The sequence below is a fragment of the Xanthomonas nasturtii genome, from assembly GCF_001660815.1.
GTDB lineage: Bacteria > Pseudomonadota > Gammaproteobacteria > Xanthomonadales > Xanthomonadaceae > Xanthomonas > Xanthomonas nasturtii.
The window spans coordinates 60,603-83,524 of record NZ_LYMI01000023.1 but is presented as its reverse complement, the minus strand read 5'-3'; the positions used below and the strand labels follow the sequence as shown (position 1 = coordinate 83,524).

Sequence of the window (22,922 nt, the reverse complement as noted above, 5' to 3'; positions counted from 1 at the left end):
CGAGAAAGCGTTTTCAGAAAGATTGCAGCTATGGCAACAGGCGCGGCCCGTTGCACTGTGCTCCGGATCACAGACACCGCTCACTGCCGCTTTCAGGAGAATCACGATGGAATGGATTTTATTGCCGCTCAAGCGCTATGCCGACTTCAATGGTCGCTCGCGTCGCAAGGAATATTGGATGTTCGCGCTGATGCAGACCTTGGTGCTGATCGTGCTGACTGGCCTGTTTGCCGTGGCTGCGGCGGTGATGGGCAGCGAGAATAATCCAGGCCCGGTGGCCTGGCTGATTGTCGCGGTGATGGTGATCTTTGTGCTGGCTTTGATCGTGCCGGGCATTGCGGTGACGGTGCGCCGTCTGCACGACCAGGGTAAGTCCGGCTGGTTTTATCTGATTTGCCTGGTGCCGTACTTGGGCGCTTTCGTGCTGCTGGTTTTCATGTGCATTGAAGGCGTGCCAAACCCGAACGAGTACGGCGAGAATCCCAAGCAGTAACTCACGCACTCGCTGGAACCAGGCAACGGCGCAGGGATCTCCCTGCGCCGTTGTCGTTTGTGGCGTGCCTTGATCAGATCAACGCGTCCAATGAGGCATCGATTTCGCGCGATGCCGGCCAGGCGCGCAGCGCGTTGGACAACGGACGCTGGAATCTGCAAGCGCTCGACTGCGGATGCACTGGCTGATTCACAGCGTCGATGCGGTTGAGATGCAGCGCAACGAGCATTGCGATCAATATCGCGTGCCGCGGCACGCAGCATCATCAAACCTTCTGCAGCAGTGCGCGATCAGCGCACTGCAGACCGCGCACTGCATCGCGCATTCGCTCAGCAGGCGGCGGCGCGATGGGCCGGGCTGAGACTGGGGCTGACCGCCTTGCTCATCGTCGTTGCATCCTTGTCGTGCAGCGCAAGTTCCAGCTTGTAGCCGTGCGAATACACGGTTCGGATGCGCACTGCACCGCTGTGGTTGCACAGCTGCAGTTTCTTGCGCAGCTTGTAGATGTGCTGCTCCATGGTGCGGTCGGTGAATTCGGTGTGGCTGCCCCAGACCGCCTTGGCTAACTGGCAACGCCGGAAACACACACCGGGGCTGGAAAACAACAGCCAGGCAATCGAGAACTCGCGTGCGGTCAGCACAACCGGCTTGCCATGCAGATACACGGTATTTTCGTCGCGGATCAACTGGTATGGCCCAACGCTGAGTTGCTGCGTTTCCGGGCATTCCTGGGTCACCGGCGACATCGCCAGCGCCGCACGGACGTGTAATTCGTGCGAATTGAACGGCAGCGCGAGCACGTCCTGCGCGCCTGCGCGATACCAGCCCAGAATGTCGTTGGCGCTATCGAAACGTCCCACCACGATCAGCGGTGTGGGATGACCGCTGTGGCAGCGCTGCCATGCCAGCAGCGAGCTGTCGTCGGAGGTAACGCAGCTGGCATCGAAGATCAGCAACTCGCAGGGCGAATGCCGCAGCGACCGCAAAAGTTCCAATTCGTCGGAAAACACCGAAAAATTGGACGAAAGCGGCGCCAAACTGGCGTTGACCTGGGAGGCCAGACGCGCATCCTGCGTCAACAGGAACGCCGATCCGTGCGCGTGAGAAGAATGGTCATGCATTAGCCGGATGTCCGATGCCGGCACGCAGACCCATAGCCGGTCGGATGCCGATGCCGCGCGACCGGTGGCACTGCAAAACCCAGATGGAGAGATGGATGCATCGTCGGACCATTCGGCTGCCAGGGGGGAGGGTCCAGCCGAGGCCGGACGAATGGTATGTACCATTGCAAAGGCAGAAAGTTTCACTGTTGCGCACGTTTCTTCGGGTTTGTAGGGGGCAGCTTTAACCTGCGCTCATCTAGACGTAACGGAGCTCTTACATCTAGGGCATGTCTGAGTCCGGGCCGCGCGTTGCGTGTTGCAGCGGCACGACGGCGCAGCAATGAGCCGATGCGCTCGATCCCACGGTCTGGTTTGCAAAGGTCTAGACCAAGGTATTGCGATTCGTCGTAGGAACTGGCCCGCCTGGAATATGTCGGGAGCGATTCAGCAGCGCGCTATGCCTGCTGCCATCGCTTTACAGAAACGTTGGCGCACGTGCGCACGCAGTGGACGGTCATCGGCATGACAACGGCCGACATCGATCAATGTGCGTGGAAGCAACCCGTTCGCAGACGTTGCCAGAATGCGCCGCAGCATCGGCGCAGACAAACCCCCTCAATACCCTGCCGAATGGCGTCAAATGTCCCGCGCACGACAACGCTACAGGTATGCAAAAAGTCACCGTATCTCGCGAAATGCACGACGTACACGTTTGACTACAGAGTGAGATTTTTTGATTTTTTCAGTGTCTTCAGGTGAGAAATTCCATTGGATCCGCTGCATACAATCATTTGCGCCAGCGAGCCCGGCGTTTTGTTGTCTTTTGCTCCGCCCCCCCATGAGAGAGACCGGCATGATCCTTTCCACCTACTTCGCAGCGATCTCTGCGTTGTCTTACGCAGAACGTCTTCCTATCTATACGAGCAGGATGCTGGTTGGTGCTTGGCCACAGGGACTGCAACATCTCCAGCAACGACGCGACGGACAGGGTGCAGCCGATGGCACCGACGATGAAGTCAGTCTGTTCGGTGCCAGCGGCGATGCGCTGCTGATCCTGGAATATCAAGAAGAGGCCGAAGACGCCTATCGGCAGGCGCTGAAGGCGATGCGCGGGCATCAGCGCCAGTTGCGGTTGTTGTCGTGCCGGAACACGGCCTGGCTGATGCTGAGCCAGCGGCGCCTGAGTGCGGCGTTGAACTGCTTTGCACAGCTGGCGATGGACCGCGAAACGCCACCTGCCCTGTGCGGAGAGAGCCTGCTGGGCAAGGCGCTGACCCACTTCCACCTGGGCCAGAGCACACTGGCCTTGCAGACCCTGGAGCGCGCCAACGAGGTGCTGGCCGAGCTGGAGGTGGGTGCGTCCGATTGGGTGCGCATCGCCACGGCGCTGCGTCTGGACATGATTGCGCAGCTGCGCATCCGCCGCTCCGACCGCATGGGTGACCATGTGTTCTGGCAGGCCACGCTGCGCCAGGAAGATGCCGCGCATGCCTTCGAGCCCGGCGACCTGCGCGCGTGCATCGCCGATCTGGCCGAAAGCATGCCGGTGCTGGCACAGCGCATGCGGCATGTGCGCAACCTGCTGCGGATCGCCGGCGGCGATACCTTCGGCTTCGATGCGCAGATCGATGCGTTGCCGGCCGCGGCCACCGGCTGCCCGCCGTGCGCCCGTCAGGACGCACAGGTGGAGCTGGCGCTGGCCGCCTTGGCGGTGGGGCGTGCCGATCTGGCCGAGCGTGCGCTGGCCGGTGCCGGCCGTCATCATGCGCCGCGCTGGAACCTGGAGTTCGAGTATTGCCAGGCCAAGATCAGCCAGGCGCTGGGGCGCACCGAACAAGCGTTACTGCTCTACAACCGCTATGCGCTGGGCGCGGTGCAATGCCTGCGCAGCGAGGTGCAGGCACCACGGTTACTGGAAAGCGGCACGCCGGCGCATGTGAGCGACGACATTTCCGCCCGGTTGCCGGCCAAATACCGGCGTGCCTACAGCTACATGATCACCAATGCGCACCGTTCGGATCTGTCGATCAATGAGGTGGCCGCACAGATCGGGGTCACCGGGCGGGCGCTGCAGCAGGCGTTCAAGTCCGCCACCGGGTTGTCGCCGACCCAGGTGCTGCGCCGTTACCGCATGCAGAGCATCCGCGACGAACTGTTGGCCGAGGGCGGCTGCGGCAGCGTATTGCAGGCGGCCAGCCGCTGGGGCGTGGGCAGCCGCTCTGCGCTGGCCAAGGGCTATCGCCAGCACTTCAACGAGGCGCCGATGGAGACCTTGCAGCGCTAATCTCTGCACGCCACGGCCTGGCAGCGCTATCAGGCCGTGGCGGTCGTTTCCAGTAGGTGATGCGGCGGTTGTCGCTGTACGCAACGGAGGGCAGGAGCCTAACCGAGACGTGCGTGCAAGGTGGCTTGCGGCTATCCTTTCCGGCTGGCACTGGCACCCATGAGGCGCGTCCGAGGATGGGCGCGGCCGCCAAGGAAACGACGACCGATCATGCAAGATCACACCCCCGAGGCCACCGACGCCTCGCAGATCCGCCGCGCAGGCGTCGATCTCAATGGACTGATGTCCGTCCTGAGCAAGCATCTGTATTCCACACCGATGGTCGCACTGCGCGAGCTGGTGCAGAACGCGCACGACTCCATCCTGCGTCGCCGCCTGGAACAACCGGATTGGCAAGGCGGATCGCGCATCGAAGTACACGCCGATCCTGCCCAGGGCATCGTGCGCATCATCGATACCGGTGCCGGCCTGACCCAGCAGGAAATTCATGATTACCTGGCCACCGTGGGCGTGGGCTATACGCGTGGGTTGCGCCAGGGCGGGCACGAGGACAGCGGCCTGATCGGCATGTTCGGGTTGGGCTTTCTGTCGGCCTTCGTGCTGGCGCGGCGGGTGACCGTGCGCACCACTTCGTACCAGACCCCCACGCTGGGACATTGCTATGTCTCCAGCAATGCCGAGCAGTACACGGTGAGCCCGATCCCGGCGTGCGCGCAGGTGGGCACCGAGGTGGTGCTGGAACTGCATGCCGATTATCTGTCGTTGGCACAGGAAGGGCGGCTGCGCGAGATCCTGTCGCGCTACTGCGCGCTGTTGCGCGAGCCGATCTGGATCGGTGCCGACACGCGGCCGATCAACCCCGAGCCGCCACCGTGGCGCACGCACGATGCGGTGCCGCTGCATCCGGTGCAGGCATGGCGCCGTCAGCGCGAGTTTGCCGCGCGTTTCGAGCGCAACTTCGAACCGCTGTGCTGCATGCCGGTGCGTGCGGAGGAGGGCAGCGATGCCGTCGGCCTGTTATGGGTGCAGGACGGTGCGACCTACGGCACCAGCGACAACCGCAATCTGTCGGTGTTCCTGCGCGGCATGTTGCTGGACGACAACGCGCGCGAACTGCTGCCGCCGTGGGCAGGTTTTATCGGTGGGGTGATCGAGTCCAACCGGTTGACGCCTACCGCAAGCCGCGAGGATCTGCAGCGCGATACGGTCTACAGCGCGGTACAGCACGCCTTGTCCGAGGCCTTGGTGCAGGGCCTGGCCGATGTCGCACGCCAGCAGCCGGAGGCCTGGCGACGCATCCTGCTGCGGCACAACGAAGCGTTGCTGGGCGCGGCGCTGTGCGACGAGCGCCTGTTCGACTTGCTGCTGGAACATGTGCGGGTGCCGACTTCGCAAGGCGATCTGCCGGCGCAGCAATTGCCCGCGCGCGGTGCGGTGCATGTGATCCTGGATAGCGACAGCGGTTTCGAAGAGATGCTGTTCCGCGCGATGGGCGTGCCGGTGGCTTACGGCAACCGCTATGCGGTGGTGCCGTTTCTGCGGCGCTGGGCGCAGGCAAAGGGTGTGCGCCTGGTCGAGCTGGGCACCGAACAGGGCAACCGCCAGTTGTTCCATCTGGACACGTTGCCGGCCGACGAACTGACCTGGCTGGAACAGCATCTGGGCGATGGCGAAGCGCTGGTGCCTGCGCGTTTCGCACCGCAGGAGTTGCCGCTGGTGGTGGTGCCTGATCGCGAGGCCGAACTCAAACGCCGCCTGGAGCAGGACGAGAACGACAAGCGGGTGTCCACTGCCGCGTTGCGGCTGGCGCGGCAGTTCACTGCGCGTATCGAAACGCGGCAGACCCAGCGGTTGTATCTGAATCTCGATAATCCCGCGCTGCAGGCCTTGTTGGCCGCACAACGTGCGCGCAACCCGCAGGCAGCCGTGGCAGCGCGTTTGCTGCGCTCGCTCAAGGTGATCGTCTCGGCGCAGGGGCGCACGCAGCCGCAGCCCGGCAATGGCGAATCGGGCGTTTCCGATCTCAACAAGGCCTTCGGCGATCTTGCCGAGGCCGTGACCCAATTGCTGGCGCGCTGAACGCCGCCACATCGCAGGAGCGACACGATGGAAATCTGGAGCTGGGTGGAAAAACTGCAGGACGATCTGGGCGAAGCCGGCCAGCCGCAGAATGCGCAGCTGCTGACGCGGCTGACCGACCATATCTGCGATCTGCAGATCGACCGCGCCGAGGCCTTGCTGCCGGAGGCGCGTGCGCTGGGCAAGACGCTGGCAAACCCGTGGCTGGAGGTGTTCGTCGGGCATTGGGAAATGCGTAACCGGGTCGGCAATCTGTGCGAGGGCGAACGCGCGCTGGGCGATGCGGTGGCACTGTTCGAACGTGCGCATCGCGCCGACGCAGTGGAGTGCCCGCAATCGGTGTGCGTGACGCAGGATCTGGCTGCGTGCTACGCTAATATCGATGGCCCGGGCTGGGTGGAAGAGCGTATCGAGGTGTGCGAAGAAACGCTGGGCCGCATCGACCCGAGCTGGTCGTGTTACCAGTGCCTGAGCTGCGAGAAGGCCGATGCCTTGCTCGACGACGGGCGCGGCGAGGCGGCACTGGATTATCTGGAGCAGCAATCGCAGATCATCCTGGCGCACGGCGGCGACATCTACGACGGCGTGCCGGACATGCGCATCTCGATCCTGCTTGCGCTAGGCCGTGCGCAGGAAGCGCTGGCACTGGTGGAACAACGCGAACGCGAAGCCTCCCGCGAGGGCGCCGAGTGGGCCAACTGCAGTCAGCCGCGGCGCTTGCAAAAAGCGCGCGCGCTGGCGCTGTTGCAGCGCGACGACGAAGCGGTGGACGCGCTGCTGCCGTGGCGCGAGGTTGCGCCGCGTTACCGCCTGCACTGGTTGCGCGCAGTGGCGGTGCTGGTGCCGCGCACGCCCCAGCGTAACAGTTGGGATCTGGGTAGCCGCCTGCAGGTGATGCTCGATCATTACGCGCAGGTCGGCGCGCATCGCATCCTGATCGAAGCGGCCGAGTTGGCGATCGAGCTTGCACTGCAGCGCGGTGCGGTATGGACCGCGCGCCGGCATCTGGCGCTTGCGCGCACGCGCCTGCCCAAGCTGCGCCAGGACCGTGGCGCTACGCAGTTGCTGGATGGTTTGGCCGCACGTATCGATGCGGCGCCTACGGGCGCGGCCGCGCCGGTTGCGGCCGCGCACTTGCTGGAATGGTTGAACGCGCAAGGCGACGATGTCGTGCGCAACCCCGAGCGCGAAGCGCAATGGTTGCTGCAGGCGGTGGCCGAGTGCCCGGACGATGCCGAGCTTGTCGATGCCACGGCGTCGGCGTTGAACGCCTGTGCGGCCGACGAGGAAGCGATCACACTGCTGTGGTCGTTCGTGCAGCGGCACGCCGACCGCGAAACCAGCCCAACGTTCCGGCTGATGAATCTGTTGCTGGGCCGTGGCGATGAAGCCGGCGTGCGGCGGCTGGCGCAGCTGTATCGCCCGCAGGTGCCGGTGGCCGCGTTGTGGTGCGAGGCGCAGCTTGCCCAGCGGCTGGCCGACTGGCCGGCGCTGGAACAGGCCTGCACCGCGCTGCTGGAGCTGTCGCCGGGCTCGCACGGCGCACGCGGCCTGCTGGCGCGCATGTATCTCAACACGGGCCGTTTTGCCGAGGCTGCCGCGGTCTACCGGCAACTCACCGCGTTGCTGGAAGAACCGCGTTCTGCGCATTGGGACCATATGACCGCGGCCAGTGCGGCGCAGGACTGGGAGGCGGTGCGTGCGTCCGCGCAGGCGATCGGCATGGAACTGAGCAGCACCAGCGGTGTGGTCGAAGAAACCTGGGGCTGGGTGATCGTGCGCTGCATCGACGACGGCGAGGTGGCCGACTGTTACGCGCGCCGCACCGGCCCGGTGACTGCGCGCATCGTCGAAAACGCACCTGCGCACCGGCGCCAGCATGTCGGCGACTGGGTGGTGTTCGACGCAGAACTGCTGTATCCGCCGCCGGAAGACGAGGCCGAACGCGAGCGTTTCGTGCCGACCTATGCGCAGGTGCATGTGCTGCAGGCGGGCGGCTATACGGACAGCTGGCTGGTGGACGGCGTGCATCCTGGCGAAGCGGCGATCGATGCGTTGCGCGAAGACATCGAAGCGCGCGGTTGGAAGTTGTGGCTGCACAGCCGCGACGACTATCGGTTGATCGACCCGGAAGACCCGGACGGTTTCGATCCGGAACAGGAAGGTTCGGGGTTGCCGGGCGTGCTGTTCACCGTGGCATTGCCGGAAGCGGTCGCGCCGCTGGAGCTGCATCGCGCCTTGCTTGCCGCAACAGCGCAGTGGCCGCATCCGATGTGCTGGCTGCGCCTGGCCGAGGCCTGCGACCAGGATCCGCAGCCGCATCTGGCCGCGGTGGAGCGTTACGGATTGTAGGTGGCGATCGAAGCTGCCTGGCGGCGGTTGTTGATGCGGCCGCCGCCGGGATTGGAGATCGGGAATTCGGTATTGGCAGGCGTGGTTCAAGTGTGGTGCGCGGCCCTTTGCGTCGCCGCCGTATTGGTCCTGGCGCTGGTTGACGTGCACCGAGAAGACGCTCTGCGCGAGAGACCCGTGCGCGCAAGGCAGTTCCAGCCATCTGAAACCGGCATCGCGGGCGCGCTGCACGGCGGCGACCACATCACCGCGTACGCGTGCGATGTCGTCCAGCGGCATTGCTTCAGCCCACCGCATGTCCGCAGGCGTGGACAGGCGCACGTTCGACGTGTGCGCTGCAATGTCAAACTGCAGCGGGTGTGGTCCGATGACTGCTACAGGTTGGCTTGCTGGTTGCCGAATCTGAATTGCTTTACTCTGCTGCGCATCGGCGTGGGGGCGCCGCGTCAGTCAGGGCGCAGTCCAGCCCGCATGCCCAGCCTCTTTTCTTTTTCCGGTGGGTGATCTCATGGTGGCATTGCAGCAGCGCTCGATCGATGCGATTCGTGGCCAGGAAAGTGCGTTGTTGGGTGCATGGCTGGGTTCCAGCCTGAGCAATGATGGACGGATTTCGCGGCAGGAACTCGAAACGCAAAGTTCCGAATTCCTGCGCTTGCTGGTCGCTTCGTTGAAGGACGACGGCAGCAGTCTGGACAGCGCCGAGTGGAGCGAAGTGCGCCGCTTCCTGGAAAACCTTTCGCGCGACCGCGCCACCCGCGGCTTCGATTCGCAGGAAACCGCCAACTTCATCTTCTCGCTCAAGCGTGTGCTGTTTGCGATGGTACAGCGCGAATACGCCAGCACGCCGGAAGACCTGGGCGAGCAGTTGTGGGCGCTGTCCGAGCTGCTCGACCGCCTGGGCCTGTACACCGTCAAGGCGTTCCAGAAGACGCGCGAAGACATCATCGTGCGCCAGCAGGAAGAGATGCTGGAGCTGTCCACGCCGGTGGTGAAATTGTGGGATGGCGTGCTGGCGCTGCCGATGATCGGCACGCTGGACTCGCAGCGCACGCAGGTGGTGATGGAATCGCTGTTGCAGCGGATCGTCGACACCGGTTCGGAAATCGCCATCATCGACATCACCGGCGTGCCCACCGTGGACACGCTGGTGGCGCAACACCTGCTCAAGACCGTCACCGCCATCCGGCTGATGGGCGCCGATGCCATCATCAGCGGCGTGCGCCCGCAGATTGCGCAGACCATCGTGCACCTGGGGCTGGATCTGCAGGGCATCGTGACCAAGGCCAACCTGGCCGATGCGCTGGCGCTGGCGCTCAAGCGCACCGGCGTGAGCGTGAGCAAGGCGAGCTGACATGGAGCGCATCCCGATCCTGCGGATGGGCGATCTGCTGCTGGTCACCATCCAGGTAGACATGCACGACCAGCTCGCGCTGCAGCTGCAGGAAGACCTGTCGGAAAAGATCAGCGCCACCTCCGCGCGTGGCGTGCTGATCGACATTTCCGCACTGGATATCGTCGATTCGTTCATCGGCCGCATGATCAGCACCATCTCCGGGCTGGCCGCGATCATGGACGCCAAGACCGTGGTGGTGGGCATGCAGCCGGCCGTGGCGATCACCCTGGTCGAGCTGGGACTGACCTTGCCCTCGGTACGCACCGCACTCAACGTCGAACGCGGCATGCGCCTGTTGCAGCAACCCGAAAACGAGTCATGACGGCCGGTTCGCAACCGGTACGCACCGAACAGGATGTGGTGCTGGCCCGGCAGACGGTGCGCAAGCTGGTGGTGCAGTGCGGCCTGCGCCTGGTCGACCAGACCAAGCTGGTCACTGCCGCCAGCGAACTGGCGCGCAACACCGTGATTTACGGCGGCGGCGGCGAGATGGACTGGGCGCTGGTGGAAAGCGGCATCCGCAAGGGCGTGCAGCTGACCTTTCGCGACGAAGGCCCCGGCATTCCCGATCTGGATCTGGCGCTGACCGACGGCTGGACCTCCGGCGGCGGATTGGGGTTGGGCCTGTCCGGCAGCCGGCGGCTGGTGGATGACTTCGTGCTCGACACCACGCCCGGCCAAGGAACGCGTATCACCATCACCAAATGGAAGTGACTGTCACCGGTGCGGTGACCCGTGCGTTGCGTGTCGAGGAGGCGAGCCAGGTTGGGCAGGCGCGCCGCGAAGCAACTGCGTTGGCGCAGACGCTGGCCTTCGACGAGGCGGGCTGTGGCCGGGTGGCCCTGGTGGCCACCGAACTGGCGACCAACATGGTCAAGCACGGGCGTGGCGGCTGGCTGCAGCTGTCCACGGTGGCTGCGCGCGACGGCGGCACGGGCGTGGAGCTGTGCGCTATCGATGACGGCCCGGGCTTTGCGCTTGCAGACGGTGTGCGCGATGGTTATTCCACCGCCGGCACGCCGGGCACCGGGCTGGGCGCGATCAAGCGCCAGGCGCAGCTGCTGGATGCGTATTCCGATGCCAAGGGCGCGATCGTGCTGGCACGTGTGTTCGCCCAGTCTTGCGTCGAGCTGGATCTGCCCTACGGCGCGCTGCGTGTGCCGCTGCACAACGAAGTGGTATGCGGCGATGGCTGGCACCTGGCGATCGATGCGCAACGGGTGACTGTCAGCATGATCGACGGCCTGGGCCACGGGCCGGGCGCGGCCGACGCGGCCGACGCCGGCACGCGGGCAGCCGCGGTTGCCAGCGGCGAACCCGGCGAACGCATCGCGCGCCTGCACGCCGGTATGAGTGGTACGCGCGGCGGCGCGGCGGCGGTGATGCAGTTCGACAGCACCACCTGCCAGGTACGCTTTGCCGGCGTGGGCAATATCGTCGCCTCGCTCTGCGATGGCGATGGCGTGCGCGGCATGCCATCGCACCCGGGCATCGTCGGGGTGCAGTTTCGCAAGGCGCAGCCGTTCGACTTCCCGCATGCGGCCGGCAAGTTGCTGGTGATGCATAGCGATGGCCTGCAATCGCGCTGGAACCTGCGCGATCATCCCGGTCTTCTGTCGCGCCACCCGCGCATCGTGGCGGCGCTGCTGTTGCGCGATCACGCGCGCGGCCGCGACGATTGTTGTGTGTTCGTCATGCGGCTAGGAGGCATGCAATGAATTCAACCGCCGATGTGCCGGCCGTCGATGCGATGGCCGAGCTGGAAAGTTTGCGCCAGCAGAATCAGGCCTTGCGCGAGGAGTTGGAAGAAACCAATCAGGGCGTGCTGGCGCTGTATGCCGAGCTCGACCAGCAGGCCGAACAGCTGCGCGACGTTTCCGAACTCAAGAGCCGTTTCCTGTCGTACATGAGCCATGAGTTCCGCACCCCGCTGGGTTCGATCCTGAGCATCACCCGGCTGCTGGAGGACGGCATGGACGGGCCGCTCAACGATGAGCAGCTCAGGCAGGTGCGCTTTGTCAGCGCCTCGGCGCGCGAGCTCACCGAGATGGTGGACGACCTGCTGGATCTGGCCAAGATCGAGGCCGGGCGCATCACCATTTCGCCGGGCTGGTTCGACCTGATGGACCTGTTCGCCGCCTTGCGCGGCATGTTCCGCCCGCTCACCGATACCGGCAAGACCATGTTGATCTTCGACGATCCGCCGGTGCTGCCGATGCTCTATACCGACGACAAGAAGCTGGCGCAGATCCTGCGCAACTTCATTTCCAATGCGCTCAAATTCACCCCACACGGGCATGTGCGCGTGTTCGCGCAGCTGGAAGGCGACACCCACGTGCGCTTTGGCGTGCAGGACACCGGCATCGGCATTCCGGCCGAGCTTCACGGAGCCTTGTTCGAGGATTTTGTACAGGTGGATTCGCCGCTGCAAAAACGCCTGACCGGCACCGGCCTGGGGTTGTCGATCTGCAAGCGGTTCGCCGAGCTGTTGGGCGGCCGGGTGGGGGTCAACAGCGTGGTCGGGCAGGGCTCGGAATTTTACGTGGTGCTGCCGGTAACGCTGGCAGCGGAGGATGCACGTGGGCAGTAAGCAGCACATTCTGGTCGTCGACGACAACGCGGTGACGCGTTATTCGGTGCGGCGCGTGCTCGAACATCACCAGTTCGTGGTCGAAGAGGCCGGCACCGGCACCGAGGGTCTTGCCAGGCTGGCCACCGAGACGTTTGCGGCGGTGGTGCTGGACGTCAACCTGCCGGACATGAGCGGCTTCGACATCGTGCGCGCACTGCGTGCCGAGCCGCGCACCGCGCTGCTGCCGGTGGTGCATGTCTCGGCCGCCTCGATTGCCACCGGCGACATGATCACCGGGCTGGAAGCCGGCGCCGATGCGTACCTGATCCATCCGGTCGATCCCAATGTGCTGGTCGCCACGCTGCGCACGCTGTTGCGTGCGCGCAATGCCGAAGAGGCATTGCGGGTCAGCGAGGCGCGCTTCCGCGAGATCTTCGAACACATCAGCGCGCCGATCGCGGTGGTGGATGCCAATCTGCACACGCACGAGGCCAATGCCGCGTTTCAGCGCCTGATCGGCAGTGCCACGCCCGGCGCTGCAATCCACGCCGCCGGGCTGGATCAGGCAGCTACCGTGCACGCACTGACCACTGCGCTGGCGCAGCGCGAGCGTTGGAGCGGTGCGTTGTCGCTGCTGCGCGATGGCAAGCTGTGCGAAACCGAATGGCGGGTGTCGCCGTACCGCGAGCCGGATCTGGGCTTGCTGATGGTGGAAGACGTCACCGAGCGGCGCCTGCGCGAGCGCGAGCAGCGCCAGGAGCTGGACACCGCCACCAGCGAGCTGGCGCACCAGATCGCGCAGCGCCAGCACACCGAAATCCAGCTGCTGCAGGCGCAAAAGATGGACGCGCTGGGCAAGCTCACCGGCGGTATCGCGCACGATTTCAACAACCTGCTGACCAGCATCATTTCCGGCTTGGACATGATCCAACTGGCGGTGGAATCCAATCGCATCGAACGCGTGCCGCGCCTGGCCGAGATCGCCACCGGCTCGGCGCACCGCGCTGCCGCGCTGACCCAGCGCATGCTGGCGTTCGCACGCAAGCAGTCGCTGGACGCGCAACCGTTCGACGTCAACACCCGCGTGCGTTCGCTGGAAGACATGCTGCACCGGTCGATCGGCGAAAACATCGCGCTGGAACTGGATCTTGCATCGATGCCGTTGGTGGCCATTGCCGATGCCAACCAACTCGAAAACGTGGTGCTCAACCTGGTGATCAATGCGCGCGATGCATTGAAGGGGCAGGGCACCATCCGTATCCAGAGCGCGGCCTACACCGCGCACAACGACCCGGAACTGGATGACGGCGACTACGTCGCGGTGAAGGTGATCGACAACGGCAGTGGCATCGCGCCGGCCATTCTCGACCAGGTGTTCGAACCGTTTTTTACGACCAAGCCCATTGGCGAAGGCACCGGCCTGGGCTTGTCGATGACCTACGGGTTTGCACGTCAATCCGGCGGCACTGCGCGCATCACCAGTACCGTGGGCCTTGGCACCACGGTGGCGTTGCTGTTGCCGCGTGGGCTCTCGGCCAACGAGGTGCTGCCGGCACCGGCGCCGAGCGCACCGCGCGCGCGTAACGAGCGCATCCTGCTGGTGGACGACACCGATGTGGTGCGCATGATGGTGAGCGAGGTGCTCGGCGATGCCGGCTACCACGTGATCGAAGCCGAAGATGCCAACGGCGCGCTGGAGCAATTGCGCACCGAGGTGCAGATCGATCTGGTGGTGTCCGATGTCGGCCTGCCGGGCATGAACGGGCGCGACATGGCCGATGTGGCGCGCACGCTGCGCCCGGGGCTGCCGATTCTGTTCATTACCGGCTACGCCGAAAACGCGGCCACGCGGCAGGAATTCCTGGCCGAAGGCATGGCCTTGCTGCCCAAGCCCTTCAGCCTCAACGATCTGCTCAATACGGTAGGGCAGATGCTCGATAGCAGCGTGCTGGCGCGGACATAGGGTTCAGGATTGCGCGCACCGCGGTGAATCGCAACGCGTGCCTCCGCTGCCTTGCTCGACTGCAGCGCAGCGCAGCCATGCAGCTACTGGCGCTCAGCGCGCATACGCATACGGCCCGAATGTGGCGCCCAGAAAACCGCCGGCCGACTCGGTGCTGAGCACACGAGCATCGCCCTGGTCGAGCAGCGTTTGCCACTGCCCGTCGCCGATGGCGTAATCCACATGCACGCGCGCAGCGTCCAGCGCGAAACGCAGTTTCACCGGTTGCGTGGCATCGGGCAGCGGCGCGCGCGCCAGCTCGGTGCCGGTGCTCGGCTGCTGGGTTCCCGCACGGCGATACAGCACCATCGCGGTGCCGCTGTCCTCGCGCACCAGCATGGCCGCCAGGAAGTGGCTCTCCTTGGCCACGATCGCCAGGCCCGCCTGTTCGCCGGTGGCCAGCGCACTGCCGTCCACGCTGGCCACCAAGGTGGCGTGGTGATGTTGCAGGCGGTGGCCCAGATAGGCCGGCTGGCCACGGCCGATTTCGCCCAGCGCAAGCTTCGCCGGCGTCATGCGCAAGCCCTGCGCACCGGGCAGATACCACGGCGTCGTCGGCGGGTGGAGGATGGTCATCCATTGCATCGGCACACGCGCATCCCCGAAGCGCTCGCTCCACTGCATCGGCCCACTTGTCGGCATGGTCTGCGTGCCTGCCGGCAAGGGCGGGCGCGCGGCTACTGCCGGCACTGCGATGCCATGCGGCAGCACCACCGGCCAACCATCGCGCCACTGCACCGGCAGCAGAAAGGTTTCGCGGTCCAGGGCGTAGTGGTTGCCCTGGTACGGGCGCGTGGCCAGGAACACCGCCCACCATGTGCCGTCCTTGAGTTCGACGAACTGCGCGTGCCCGGCCGAGGTGATCGGCGCACTGCGAGACGGATCCAGGTCGCGCTGGGTCAGCACCGGATTGCCGCTCCAGGTTTCGTAGGGCCCGGTGATCTGGCAGCTGCGGTAGATCATCTGCGCGTGCTGCTCGCCGGTGCCGCCTTCGGCTGCGGTGAGGTAGTAATAGCCATCGCGGCGGAACAGATGCGGGCCTTCGATGTGTTCGACCCGACTACCCGGGTGGGGGCCAACACCTTCGCGCAGATCGACGGCAACCCGCTGCCCAACGCGCCCAAGTACAACCTCAACCTGGCTGCGCGCTACGACATTTCGGTGGGCAACGATGGCGCGTTCTTCGTCTCCACCGACTGGAACAAGCAGGGCCAGACCAGCTTCGTGCTGTACGACTCCACCGAGTTTCGCGCCGACGGCAACTTCGACGGCGGCCTCAAGCTGGGCTATACCGGTGGCTACGGTGCGTGGGAAGTGGCGGCATTCGCACGCAACATCATCAACGAAAAGAACGTCAAGGGCGTGATCGAAAACTACATGGCCGCGGTCTACAACGAGCCGCGCATTGTGGGTGTGTCGGTCAACGTCAACTGGCAGTAATGGGGTGATGCGTTGAGTGCAGTCACTGCGGGGGATATACCGCAGTGAAGCTTGCCGTGTGTTTGTAGGCCAGCTGCGTGCATGCGCAGCTGGCCTTTCTGTTGCATCACCGGTTGCTCAAGACCGACCGTACCCAGCTGACGATCTGTGCACTGCTCACCGCCCCGGAATGCCGGCCGATCTCATGCCCGCCCTGGATGACCAGCAACGTGGGAATGCTGCGGATGCCAAAGCGCGTGCCCAGCGCCGGATGCAGGTCGGTATCGACTTTGGCCAAGCGCACCTGCGGTTCCAGTGCCGCGGCGGCGGCGGCAAATTGCGGCGCCATGCTCAGGCAAGGCCCGCACCATGGTGCCCAGAAATCCACCACCAGCGGCAACGCGCTGCGCACTGCGTGCTTGTCGAAATCGGCGGCCGACAACGCCACCGGCGTGCCCGGAAACAGTGGCCTGTGGCAGCTGCCGCAGTTGGGCGCATCGTGCAGGCGGGTGGACGCGATGCGGTTCATCGCAGCGCAACTGGGGCAGGCGATCAGGAGCGGTGCGTCGGTCATGCGGTGATCTCCGGTGGTCGGGCAATGCAGCTGCGCCGCCATCGCGGCGAGCGCAGCTGCGCACTGCCAGTGTACCGATCACGCTGCAAGTGCTTGTGCCGAAGACCGCAAGCGAGCCCGCGCTGCGGATAGCGGCATGCAGGCCATTCCGCAGCATCGCTCAGGCCATGTGGCCCAAGGCGACCACCGGCACGAAGCCGCTATAGATCATGCGCTTGCCATCGAACGGCATCGGGTTGACGTCCGGGTCCATGCGCGGGTCGTCCATCATCTTGCGCATGCCGGCATCGCGGGTGGCCTTGTCCGGCCATTCGACCCACGAAAACACCACGGTTTCGTCGTCGGTGGCATCCACCGCACGCTGGAAGTCGGTCCATTGCCCCTGCTGCACATCGTCGCCCCAACACTCCACCACGCGCAGTGCACCGTATTCCATGATGATTGCATCGCCCGTGTGGGCGTGCTCGATGAATGCGTCCTTGTTTGCCCTGGGGACTGCCAGCACAAAACCATCGACATACGACATGACAACTCCGCTGATGACATGGCGCACGGCGTGCGCCTGATGATGACGAACAGATCTGCTGATGAAACAGTGGGCAGCCGCTGTAGTCGCCGCTGCGCTGCCGGCGAGCATACGGTGCATTGCGCTGCCAAGCACTGCTCGCGCTCGCATAAGGCATGTCGGCCGTTGAGCTCGCCGGGCGGGCGATTGCCTGCGAATCACTGCCAAAAAAAGCGCCAGGGATCAGGCCGCTAGCGGCGGCGCACAGCCACGCAGCAGGCAGCCAGGCCGCCAGCGTTGCTGTCGCAGGAATGCCATGAGCGCGGCCCGGTTTTTGGCCAGTGCGATAGCGCAGGCGAGTGCGTCTTAGCTCAGCGCAATGCCCGCTGTCGTCACGCCGCCAGGTTGCGCCGGCGCAGTCGTGCTTCGAACACCACGTCGCCATCTTCGTTGCGCGCCTGCAGCGTGCCGCCGTGCGCCTTGACGAACTGGTCGGCAATGAACAACCCGAGCCCCAGCCCCTGGCTGGCGTGGAAGCTGGCCTTGAACGGTTCGAACAAACGCGGCATCAAACTGTCCGGGATGTGCCCGGCGTTGCGCACCGACAGGCGCAACGCATCCTGCTCGCGGCCGTCCAGATGCACCTGCACCGGATGGCGGCCGCCGTGCAGCACGGCGTTGCCAACCAGATTGGAGACGACCTGCGCCAACCGGTCGCCATCGCCGTCGCCATCCAGGTCGCCTTCGGTACGCAGGTCGATGGTGGTGTGCGGATTGGCCTGCGCCACTTCGCCCACCACGCTGTGCACCACCTCGCCGAGGTTGCACGGGCCGAACTGCATCGGCAGACCATCGCTGCGCAGGCGCGAAAAATCCAGCAGTTGCTCCACCATGCGTGCCATGCGGCGCGCGCTGTTTTCCAGATGTTCCAGCGTGCGCGCGGCCGAGCTGCCGGCATCGACATCCAGGCCGAGTTTGTCGGCGCAGAGCAGGATCACCGACAGCGGTGTGCGCAGGTCGTGGGTCAGCACCGCCATCATGGTTTCGTTGAGCGTGAGCGCACGCTCCAGCGACGCGTTACGCGCCTTGAGCAGCCGCCGTTGCTGGTACAACTCGATGAAGACGGTGACCTTGCTCAGGATCACGTGCGGCTCGATGGGCTTGTGCAGAAAATCCACCGCGCCGGTTTCGTAGCCCTGGAAGGCACGCACCGGATCGTTCGGCGAGGCGGTCAGGAAAATGATCGGCACATGCCGGGTGCGCTGCGAGCCGCGCATCAATTCGGCCAGCGAAAAACCGTCCATTTCCGGCATGTGCACGTCCAGCAGCGCCAGTGCCACGTCGTGTTCGAGCAGCAGTTCCAGCGCCTGCGCACCGGAGTTGGCGCATAGCACGCGGATGCCGTCGCGTTGCAGCAGTGCTTCCATCGCCACCAGATTCTGCGGCACATCGTCCACGATCAGGATCTTGGCCGGTTCGGTGCTGTCGCTGCTTGTCGCCGGGCCGGTCGCGGTGAGGTTCATGCGTGAAAAGCTTCCAGTCGTGTGCAGATTGCCTGCAGGGTAAGCACCGCATCCGCACCGGCATGGGCGAGGGCAGAGGCCGGCATCAAGGGGGATGCAGCATCGTCGGGGCGCTGGATCCACGCGGTGCCACCCACCGTGCGCACCGCCGCCACGCCGGCACTGCCGTCGCTGCTGGCTCCGGTGAGCAGGATCGCCAGCAGGCGTGCGCCGAAAACATCGGCAGCCGATTCGAACAGCGGGTCGATGGCCGGGCGCGAAAACAGCACCGGCGCATCCATCGACAACGCCAGGCTGTCGCGGGTTTCCACCAGCAGGTGGTAATCGGGTGGGGCGACGGTGACGCTGCCGGCCAGCAGCGGTTGCTTGTCTTCGGCCTCGCGTACCGGCAACGCGCAGCGCGCATCCAGCAGCTCGGCGATCTGGCTGGGGCGGTCGCGCGGCAGATGCAGCACGACCAGCACCGGCATCGGCAAATCTGCCGCCAGCCCGGACAACAACGCCTGCAAGGCCATCACGCCGCCGGCCGAGGCGCCGATCACGATCGCGTCGAAATCCTGCGCTGCGCAGACGCCGCTCATGCAGCCTTCCGATATAAGCGTTGCTCGCGTGCGCAGGCTTCAAATGCCTGTGCGTGCGCGCCGAACTGCAACGATTCCTTGCTGCCCAGCCCAAGAAACCCGCGATGCACCAACGCATCGAAGAACAATCCCACTGCACGGTCCTGCAAGGTGCGGTTGAAATAGATCAGCACGTTGCGGCACGACACCAGGTGCACTTCGGAGAACACCGTGTCGGTGGCCAGGCTGTGGTCGGCGAACACGATGTTGCGCTTCAGGCGGCGGTTGAACACCGCACCGTCGTAGGCGGTGGTGTAGTAATCCGACAGCGATGCGCGGCCGCCGGCGTCCAGATAATTGCGGCTGAACTGCGCAATGCGATCGATGCCGTAGGCGCCGGCTTCGGCCAGGTGCAGCGCTTCGGGATTGATGTCGGTGGCATAGATCACCGCCTTTTCCAGCAGGCCTTCTTCGTGCAGCAGGATGGCCAGCGACCAGACTTCTTCGCCGGTGCTGCAGCCTGCTACCCACAGCTTGATCGAGGGATAGGTGCGCAACACCGGTACTGCATGTTCGCGCAGCACCCGGAAATACGCCGGGTCGCGGAACATCTCCGAGACCTGCACGGTGAAGAACTGCATCGCCTGCGCAAAGGTGTCGGGCTCGTGCAGCAGGCGGTGCTGCAGATCGGCCACGTGCGCGCACTCGAACCGCGCCATCGCGTGGCGCATGCGCCGCCGCAACGACGACACCGCGTAGTCGCGGAAGTCGTAGTGATAGCGCTGGTACACCGCTTCCAGCAGCACGCGCAGTTCCAGGTCGAACAGCTCCACCGGGTTCATTGCCGCGTGCACCACACGCGGCACAGCGACACCAGCTTGTCCACATCGATGGGCTTGGCGATGTAGTCGTTGGCACCGGCTTCCAGGCAGCGTTCGCGGTCGTCGGCCATGGCCTTGGCGGTCAGCGCGATGATGGGCAGATCCTGCCACTGACGGTTGGCACGGATCTGCCGCATCGCGGTGATGCCGTCCATCTCCGGCATCATGATGTCCATCAGCACCAGGTCCACGTCGTGCTTGGCCAGATGCTCCAATGCCTCGCGGCCATTGCGTGCGATCTGCAGCGTGACGCCCAGCGGTTCGAGCACGCTGGAGAGCGCGAAGATGTTGCGCACATCGTCTTCGGCCAGCAGCACCGTTGCGCCGTCCAGCACCGCATCGCGGCGGCGCGCTTCGCGCAGCAGGCGTTGCTGGTCGCTGGGCAGCGAGGCTTCCACGCTGTGCAGGAACAGCGTCACTTCGTCGAGCAGGCGCTCCGGCGAACGCACGCCCTTGATGATGATGCTCTTGGAATACCGGCGCAGGCGCTGTTCTTCATCGCGGGTGAGCGCACGCCCGGTGTAGACGATCACCGGCGGGAACGCGACCGCGTCGTTGCCGGCCATGCGTTCGAGCAGGTCGTAGCCGCTACCGTCTGGCAAGGCCAGGTCGGTAACCATGCAATCGAAGGTGGAGCCGGCCAGTTGCTGCATCGCCTCGGCAATGCTGCCCACCGCGACGATCTCCAGCTGGTCGCGCGCCAGCAGCAGTTCCAGATTGGCGCGCAAGGCACTGTCGTCTTCGACGATCAGCAGGCGCCGCACCGCACGCGCGTTGGTTTCTTCCAGTTGGCGGATCGCGCCGGCCAGCAACTCGCGCGTGGCCGGCTTGATCAGGTAACCGACCGCACCCAGTTCCAGCGCAATCTGGCTGCGCTCCAGCGCCGACACTACGTGCACCGGGATGTGGCGTGTGGCCGGGTCGCGCTTGAGGCGCTCAAGCACGCTCAGGCCGGAGGCATCCGGCAGGCCGATGTCGAGCAGGATGCCGCTGGGACGTAGCTCGGCTGCCAGGCGCAAGGCTTCTTCGGCATTGGGAGCCACCACGCAATCGAAATCCAGCTCGTGTGCCAGGTCCACCAGCGCCTGCGCGAACCGGGTGTCGTCTTCCACCGCCAGAATCAGGCGGCCCGGGCGGCTGCGTTGGTCGCGGTCGTCGTCGGCACGCGGGATCGGCGCTGCGCTCGGTGAGGCAATCGGCAGCGGCGCTGTCTGGGCGGCCGCGCGCCCATGCGCACCGGGTTGCACAGCCAGCGCAGTGCCATTGCGTTGCTGCGCGGCGATGGCTGCAGCCGGGGCCGATGCCGCGGCGGCGTGCGCAGTGGCAGCGGCGGCGGGGATCGCTTCCGCCGGTGCGCCGTCGGTGGGCAATTCCAGCGTGAAGCAACTGCCGCGTCCGGGTTCGCTGTCGACACCGATGCTGCCGCCCATGCGCTGCGCCAGATCGCGCGAAATCGACAAGCCCAGCCCGGTGCCGCCATAGCGGCGACGCGTGCTGCCGTCGGCCTGACGGAACGCTTCGAAGATCACCTCGTTCTGTTCGCGCGCGATGCCGATGCCGGTGTCGGTCACTGCAAAGCGCACGCGGCCTGGCGCATACGCGTGGACCGACAAGCTGACCTTGCCGTGTTCGGTGAACTTGATTGCGTTGGCCAGCAGGTTCTTGAGGATTTGCTGCAGGCGCTGGTTATCGACCACCAGCTGCGTCGGCGCGTCTGCATCGGCGGCAATCTCCAGTGCCAGGCCTTTTTGCCGCGCCAGCGGTTCGAAGGTTTCGCGCAGGCGTTGCAACACCGATGTAGTGGCGACGGTTTCGTCGGCCAGCTCCACGTGCCCGGCTTCGATCTTGGACAGGTCCAGGATGTCGTTGATCAGCGTCAGCAGGTCGTTGTTGGACGACAGGATCGCCTGCGCGTACTTCACCTGCTCGGCGCTGAGCGTGCCGTCCTTGTTGTCGGCCAGCAGCTTGGCCAGGATCAACGCGCTGTTGAGCGGGGTGCGCAGCTCGTGCGACATGTTCGCGAGAAATTCCGACTTGTAGCGCGAGGCGGTGGACAACTCGTTGCTGTTGCGCACCAGCTGATCTTGCGCCACCAGCAATGCCTGTTTCTGCGCTTCCAGGGCCTGGGTGCGTTCTTCCAGTTGCACGTTGGTCTGCTCCAGCTCTGCCTGCTGCAACTCCAGATCGCTTTGCGATTGCTGCAGGCTGCGGCTCTGTTCTTCCAGTTCTTCGTTGGCGACGCGCAGTTCTTCCTGCTGGGTCTGCAGTTCTTCGCTCTGGCGCTGGGTTTCTTCCAGCAAGGCCACCAGCTGCGCGCGTAGCAATGCGGTGCGCAGGGCCAGGCCGATGTTTTCGCCGCAGCGCGCCAGCAGTTCTTCTTCGCGCGATCCGGCAGTGCGTGGGTCGGTCACGCGGCCAAGTTCGATGATGCCGATCACCCGGCCATCGGCAGTGACCGGCGCCAGCAGCAGTTCCTGGCAACCGCTGCTGCCAAGCCCCGAGGCAATCTGCAGGTGCCCGGCGTCCACGCCGCGCACGCGCCGCACCGTGCCACGTTGCAGCACTTCGCCCAGTTGCCCGGCAGTGGTTGGCAGCGTCTGTGGCAGATCGGGCGACAACGCCGCGCCACCGGTGAGCCGCAGGCGATCGCCTTCGATGCGATAGAGCGCGCCCACCTGCGCATCCAAGGTCTCGCACAGTGCGCGCACTGCGGCGTCGGCCAGCTCCTGGGGCGCCTGATCGCCGCGCAAACTGGCTTCAACGGTGTTTTCTGCCTGCTGCAGCCACAGTGCGAATTCGGCCTGGCGGCGTGCGCGGATCGCCTGCATCACCACCAGCGCCATCGCCAGAAACGACACGCCGCCGATGCCGCGGTTGACCGACGAAAAACTCGAATTGGTGCTCGGTGGCGCAAGCTGAAAGCCGATTGCCAGCAAGACGCACGACAGCGCGCCCACGAGCAGCGGCACCTGCGGGCGGTTCTGAAACACCGTCACGCCCACCGCCACGAAGTAGGTCAGCCACACCGCATACCCGAGCGGGGTGACCAACTCCACGCCCAGCGTGCCAGCCATCAAGGCCCCCGCGATCACCCAGATCCAGCGGTCGCGTGTGGTCGAGATGCTGTGCATAGGAAGCGTGGACCGAACTGGGGGCGGTCATGGTAGCCGATAAGTTTCACG

At 65.2% G+C, this 22,922-nt stretch carries 17 protein-coding genes and 3 pseudogenes; 11 read left to right on the top strand and 9 right to left on the bottom strand.

Annotated features, from left to right (window positions below):
• The first annotated feature begins 106 nt into the window (after positions 1 to 106).
• A complete protein-coding gene (locus tag A7D16_RS10075) occupies positions 107 to 493 on the top strand; it encodes a DUF805 domain-containing protein (RefSeq protein WP_064632253.1) in 387 nt (128 codons plus the stop codon).
• Positions 494 to 822: 329 nt separating this feature from the next.
• On the opposite strand, the gene A7D16_RS10070 is transcribed toward A7D16_RS10075, so the two are convergent.
• Positions 823 to 1,614 carry a winged helix-turn-helix domain-containing protein gene (locus A7D16_RS10070; RefSeq protein WP_064632251.1) on the bottom strand — a complete coding sequence of 264 codons (792 nt, stop codon included), beginning with the start codon at positions 1,612 to 1,614 and terminating at the stop codon, positions 823 to 825.
• A gap of 910 nt (positions 1,615 to 2,524) precedes the next feature.
• On the opposite strand from A7D16_RS10070, the gene A7D16_RS10065 reads away from it, so the two are divergent.
• The 3 genes from A7D16_RS10065 to A7D16_RS10055 all read left to right on the top strand — a co-directional run bounded on the left by A7D16_RS10065 (position 2,525) and on the right by A7D16_RS10055 (position 8,311).
• Positions 2,525 to 3,880, top strand: coding sequence for a helix-turn-helix transcriptional regulator (locus A7D16_RS10065; protein ID WP_181920393.1), 1,356 nt, complete (start codon positions 2,525 to 2,527; stop codon positions 3,878 to 3,880).
• 210 nt (positions 3,881 to 4,090) lie between these two features.
• Positions 4,091 to 5,959, top strand: coding sequence for an ATP-binding protein (locus A7D16_RS10060; RefSeq protein WP_064632247.1), 1,869 nt, complete (start codon positions 4,091 to 4,093; stop codon positions 5,957 to 5,959).
• Positions 5,960 to 5,986: 27 nt separating this feature from the next.
• On the top strand, positions 5,987 to 8,311 hold the full coding sequence (locus tag A7D16_RS10055) for a tetratricopeptide repeat protein (RefSeq protein WP_064632245.1): 2,325 nt from the start codon (positions 5,987 to 5,989) through the stop codon (positions 8,309 to 8,311).
• A 156-nt stretch (positions 8,312 to 8,467) separates the two neighbouring features.
• On the opposite strand, the pseudogene A7D16_RS22490 reads toward A7D16_RS10055, so the two are convergent.
• Positions 8,468 to 8,590: pseudogene (locus A7D16_RS22490) on the bottom strand (NADH:flavin oxidoreductase/NADH oxidase); the annotation flags it as partial.
• 229 nt (positions 8,591 to 8,819) lie between these two features.
• On the opposite strand from A7D16_RS22490, the gene A7D16_RS10050 reads away from it, so the two are divergent.
• Genes A7D16_RS10050 through A7D16_RS10025 form a run of 6 tightly spaced genes read left to right on the top strand, consistent with a single transcriptional unit; the run spans position 8,820 to position 14,239 of the window.
• Entirely contained in the window at positions 8,820 to 9,662 is an 843-nt protein-coding gene (locus tag A7D16_RS10050) for an STAS domain-containing protein (protein ID WP_064632243.1), read from the top strand.
• Position 9,663: 1 nt separating this feature from the next.
• Positions 9,664 to 10,026 carry an STAS domain-containing protein gene (locus A7D16_RS10045; protein WP_064632241.1) on the top strand — a complete coding sequence of 121 codons (363 nt, stop codon included), beginning with the start codon at positions 9,664 to 9,666 and terminating at the stop codon, positions 10,024 to 10,026.
• Positions 10,023 to 10,418, top strand: coding sequence for an anti-sigma regulatory factor (locus tag A7D16_RS10040; protein ID WP_064632239.1), 396 nt, complete (start codon positions 10,023 to 10,025; stop codon positions 10,416 to 10,418). The genes A7D16_RS10045 and A7D16_RS10040 overlap by 4 nt, the downstream gene beginning before the upstream one ends.
• Positions 10,409 to 11,422, top strand: a complete 1,014-nt coding sequence (locus tag A7D16_RS10035) for an ATP-binding protein (protein WP_064632236.1) — start codon at positions 10,409 to 10,411, stop codon at positions 11,420 to 11,422. The genes A7D16_RS10040 and A7D16_RS10035 overlap by 10 nt, the downstream gene beginning before the upstream one ends.
• Positions 11,419 to 12,294 (top strand): sensor histidine kinase, encoded by an 876-nt coding sequence (locus A7D16_RS10030; RefSeq protein WP_064632234.1) that lies wholly within the window; start codon positions 11,419 to 11,421, stop codon positions 12,292 to 12,294. Before A7D16_RS10035 ends, A7D16_RS10030 begins: the two co-directional genes overlap by 4 nt.
• Positions 12,284 to 14,239, top strand: a complete 1,956-nt coding sequence (locus tag A7D16_RS10025) for a response regulator (RefSeq protein ID WP_193395455.1) — start codon at positions 12,284 to 12,286, stop codon at positions 14,237 to 14,239. The genes A7D16_RS10030 and A7D16_RS10025 overlap by 11 nt, the downstream gene beginning before the upstream one ends.
• A 93-nt stretch (positions 14,240 to 14,332) precedes the next feature.
• Here the strand turns inward: A7D16_RS10025 and A7D16_RS10020 are convergent.
• Positions 14,333 to 15,337: pseudogene (locus A7D16_RS10020) on the bottom strand (family 43 glycosylhydrolase); the annotation flags it as partial.
• Here A7D16_RS10020 and A7D16_RS10015 point away from each other — a divergent pair.
• Positions 15,326 to 15,718, top strand: a pseudogene (locus tag A7D16_RS10015) (TonB-dependent receptor); the annotation flags it as partial. The pseudogenes A7D16_RS10020 and A7D16_RS10015 overlap by 12 nt on opposite strands.
• 106 nt (positions 15,719 to 15,824) lie before the next feature.
• On the opposite strand, the gene trxC reads toward A7D16_RS10015, so the two are convergent.
• The 6 genes from trxC to A7D16_RS09985 form a co-directional block, all read right to left on the bottom strand.
• On the bottom strand, positions 15,825 to 16,271 hold the full coding sequence (gene trxC / locus A7D16_RS10010) for a thioredoxin TrxC (RefSeq protein WP_064632393.1): 447 nt from the start codon (positions 16,269 to 16,271) through the stop codon (positions 15,825 to 15,827).
• A gap of 160 nt (positions 16,272 to 16,431) precedes the next feature.
• The gene (locus tag A7D16_RS10005; RefSeq protein ID WP_064632227.1) at positions 16,432 to 16,797 is read right to left on the bottom strand and encodes a DUF1428 domain-containing protein; all 366 of its coding nucleotides are present in this window, start codon (positions 16,795 to 16,797) and stop codon (positions 16,432 to 16,434) included.
• A 371-nt stretch (positions 16,798 to 17,168) separates the two neighbouring features.
• Positions 17,169 to 18,299, bottom strand: coding sequence for a hybrid sensor histidine kinase/response regulator (locus A7D16_RS10000; RefSeq protein ID WP_064632225.1), 1,131 nt, complete (start codon positions 18,297 to 18,299; stop codon positions 17,169 to 17,171).
• Positions 18,296 to 18,880, bottom strand: coding sequence for a chemotaxis protein CheB (locus A7D16_RS09995; RefSeq protein WP_064632223.1), 585 nt, complete (start codon positions 18,878 to 18,880; stop codon positions 18,296 to 18,298). The genes A7D16_RS10000 and A7D16_RS09995 overlap by 4 nt, the downstream gene beginning before the upstream one ends.
• The gene (locus A7D16_RS09990) at positions 18,877 to 19,725 is read right to left on the bottom strand and encodes a CheR family methyltransferase (RefSeq protein WP_181920391.1); all 849 of its coding nucleotides are present in this window, start codon (positions 19,723 to 19,725) and stop codon (positions 18,877 to 18,879) included. Before A7D16_RS09990 ends, A7D16_RS09995 begins: the two co-directional genes overlap by 4 nt.
• A complete protein-coding gene (locus A7D16_RS09985; RefSeq protein ID WP_064632221.1) occupies positions 19,698 to 22,871 on the bottom strand; it encodes a response regulator in 3,174 nt (1,057 codons plus the stop codon). The genes A7D16_RS09990 and A7D16_RS09985 overlap by 28 nt, the downstream gene beginning before the upstream one ends.
• Positions 22,872 to 22,922: the final 51 nt, after the last annotated feature.

Bases quoted from the DNA above. Each gene is read 5' to 3' on its own strand.
- A7D16_RS10075 (WP_064632253.1), top strand. From the start codon at position 107: ATGGAATGGATTTTATTGCCGCTCAAGCGCTATGCCGACTTCAATGGT.
- A7D16_RS10070 (WP_064632251.1), bottom strand. From the start codon at position 1,614: ATGCATGACCATTCTTCTCACGCGCACGGATCGGCGTTCCTGTTGACG.
- A7D16_RS10065 (WP_181920393.1), top strand. From the start codon at position 2,525: ATGCTGGTTGGTGCTTGGCCACAGGGACTGCAACATCTCCAGCAACGA.
- A7D16_RS10060 (WP_064632247.1), top strand. From the start codon at position 4,091: ATGCAAGATCACACCCCCGAGGCCACCGACGCCTCGCAGATCCGCCGC.
- A7D16_RS10055 (WP_064632245.1), top strand. From the start codon at position 5,987: ATGGAAATCTGGAGCTGGGTGGAAAAACTGCAGGACGATCTGGGCGAA.
- A7D16_RS10050 (WP_064632243.1), top strand. From the start codon at position 8,820: ATGGTGGCATTGCAGCAGCGCTCGATCGATGCGATTCGTGGCCAGGAA.
- A7D16_RS10045 (WP_064632241.1), top strand. From the start codon at position 9,664: ATGGAGCGCATCCCGATCCTGCGGATGGGCGATCTGCTGCTGGTCACC.
- A7D16_RS10040 (WP_064632239.1), top strand. From the start codon at position 10,023: ATGACGGCCGGTTCGCAACCGGTACGCACCGAACAGGATGTGGTGCTG.
- A7D16_RS10035 (WP_064632236.1), top strand. From the start codon at position 10,409: ATGGAAGTGACTGTCACCGGTGCGGTGACCCGTGCGTTGCGTGTCGAG.
- A7D16_RS10030 (WP_064632234.1), top strand. From the start codon at position 11,419: ATGAATTCAACCGCCGATGTGCCGGCCGTCGATGCGATGGCCGAGCTG.
- trxC (WP_064632393.1), bottom strand. From the start codon at position 16,271: ATGACCGACGCACCGCTCCTGATCGCCTGCCCCAGTTGCGCTGCGATG.
- A7D16_RS10005 (WP_064632227.1), bottom strand. From the start codon at position 16,797: ATGTCGTATGTCGATGGTTTTGTGCTGGCAGTCCCCAGGGCAAACAAG.
- A7D16_RS10000 (WP_064632225.1), bottom strand. From the start codon at position 18,299: ATGAACCTCACCGCGACCGGCCCGGCGACAAGCAGCGACAGCACCGAA.
- A7D16_RS09995 (WP_064632223.1), bottom strand. From the start codon at position 18,880: ATGAGCGGCGTCTGCGCAGCGCAGGATTTCGACGCGATCGTGATCGGC.
- A7D16_RS09985 (WP_064632221.1), bottom strand. From the start codon at position 22,871: ATGCACAGCATCTCGACCACACGCGACCGCTGGATCTGGGTGATCGCG.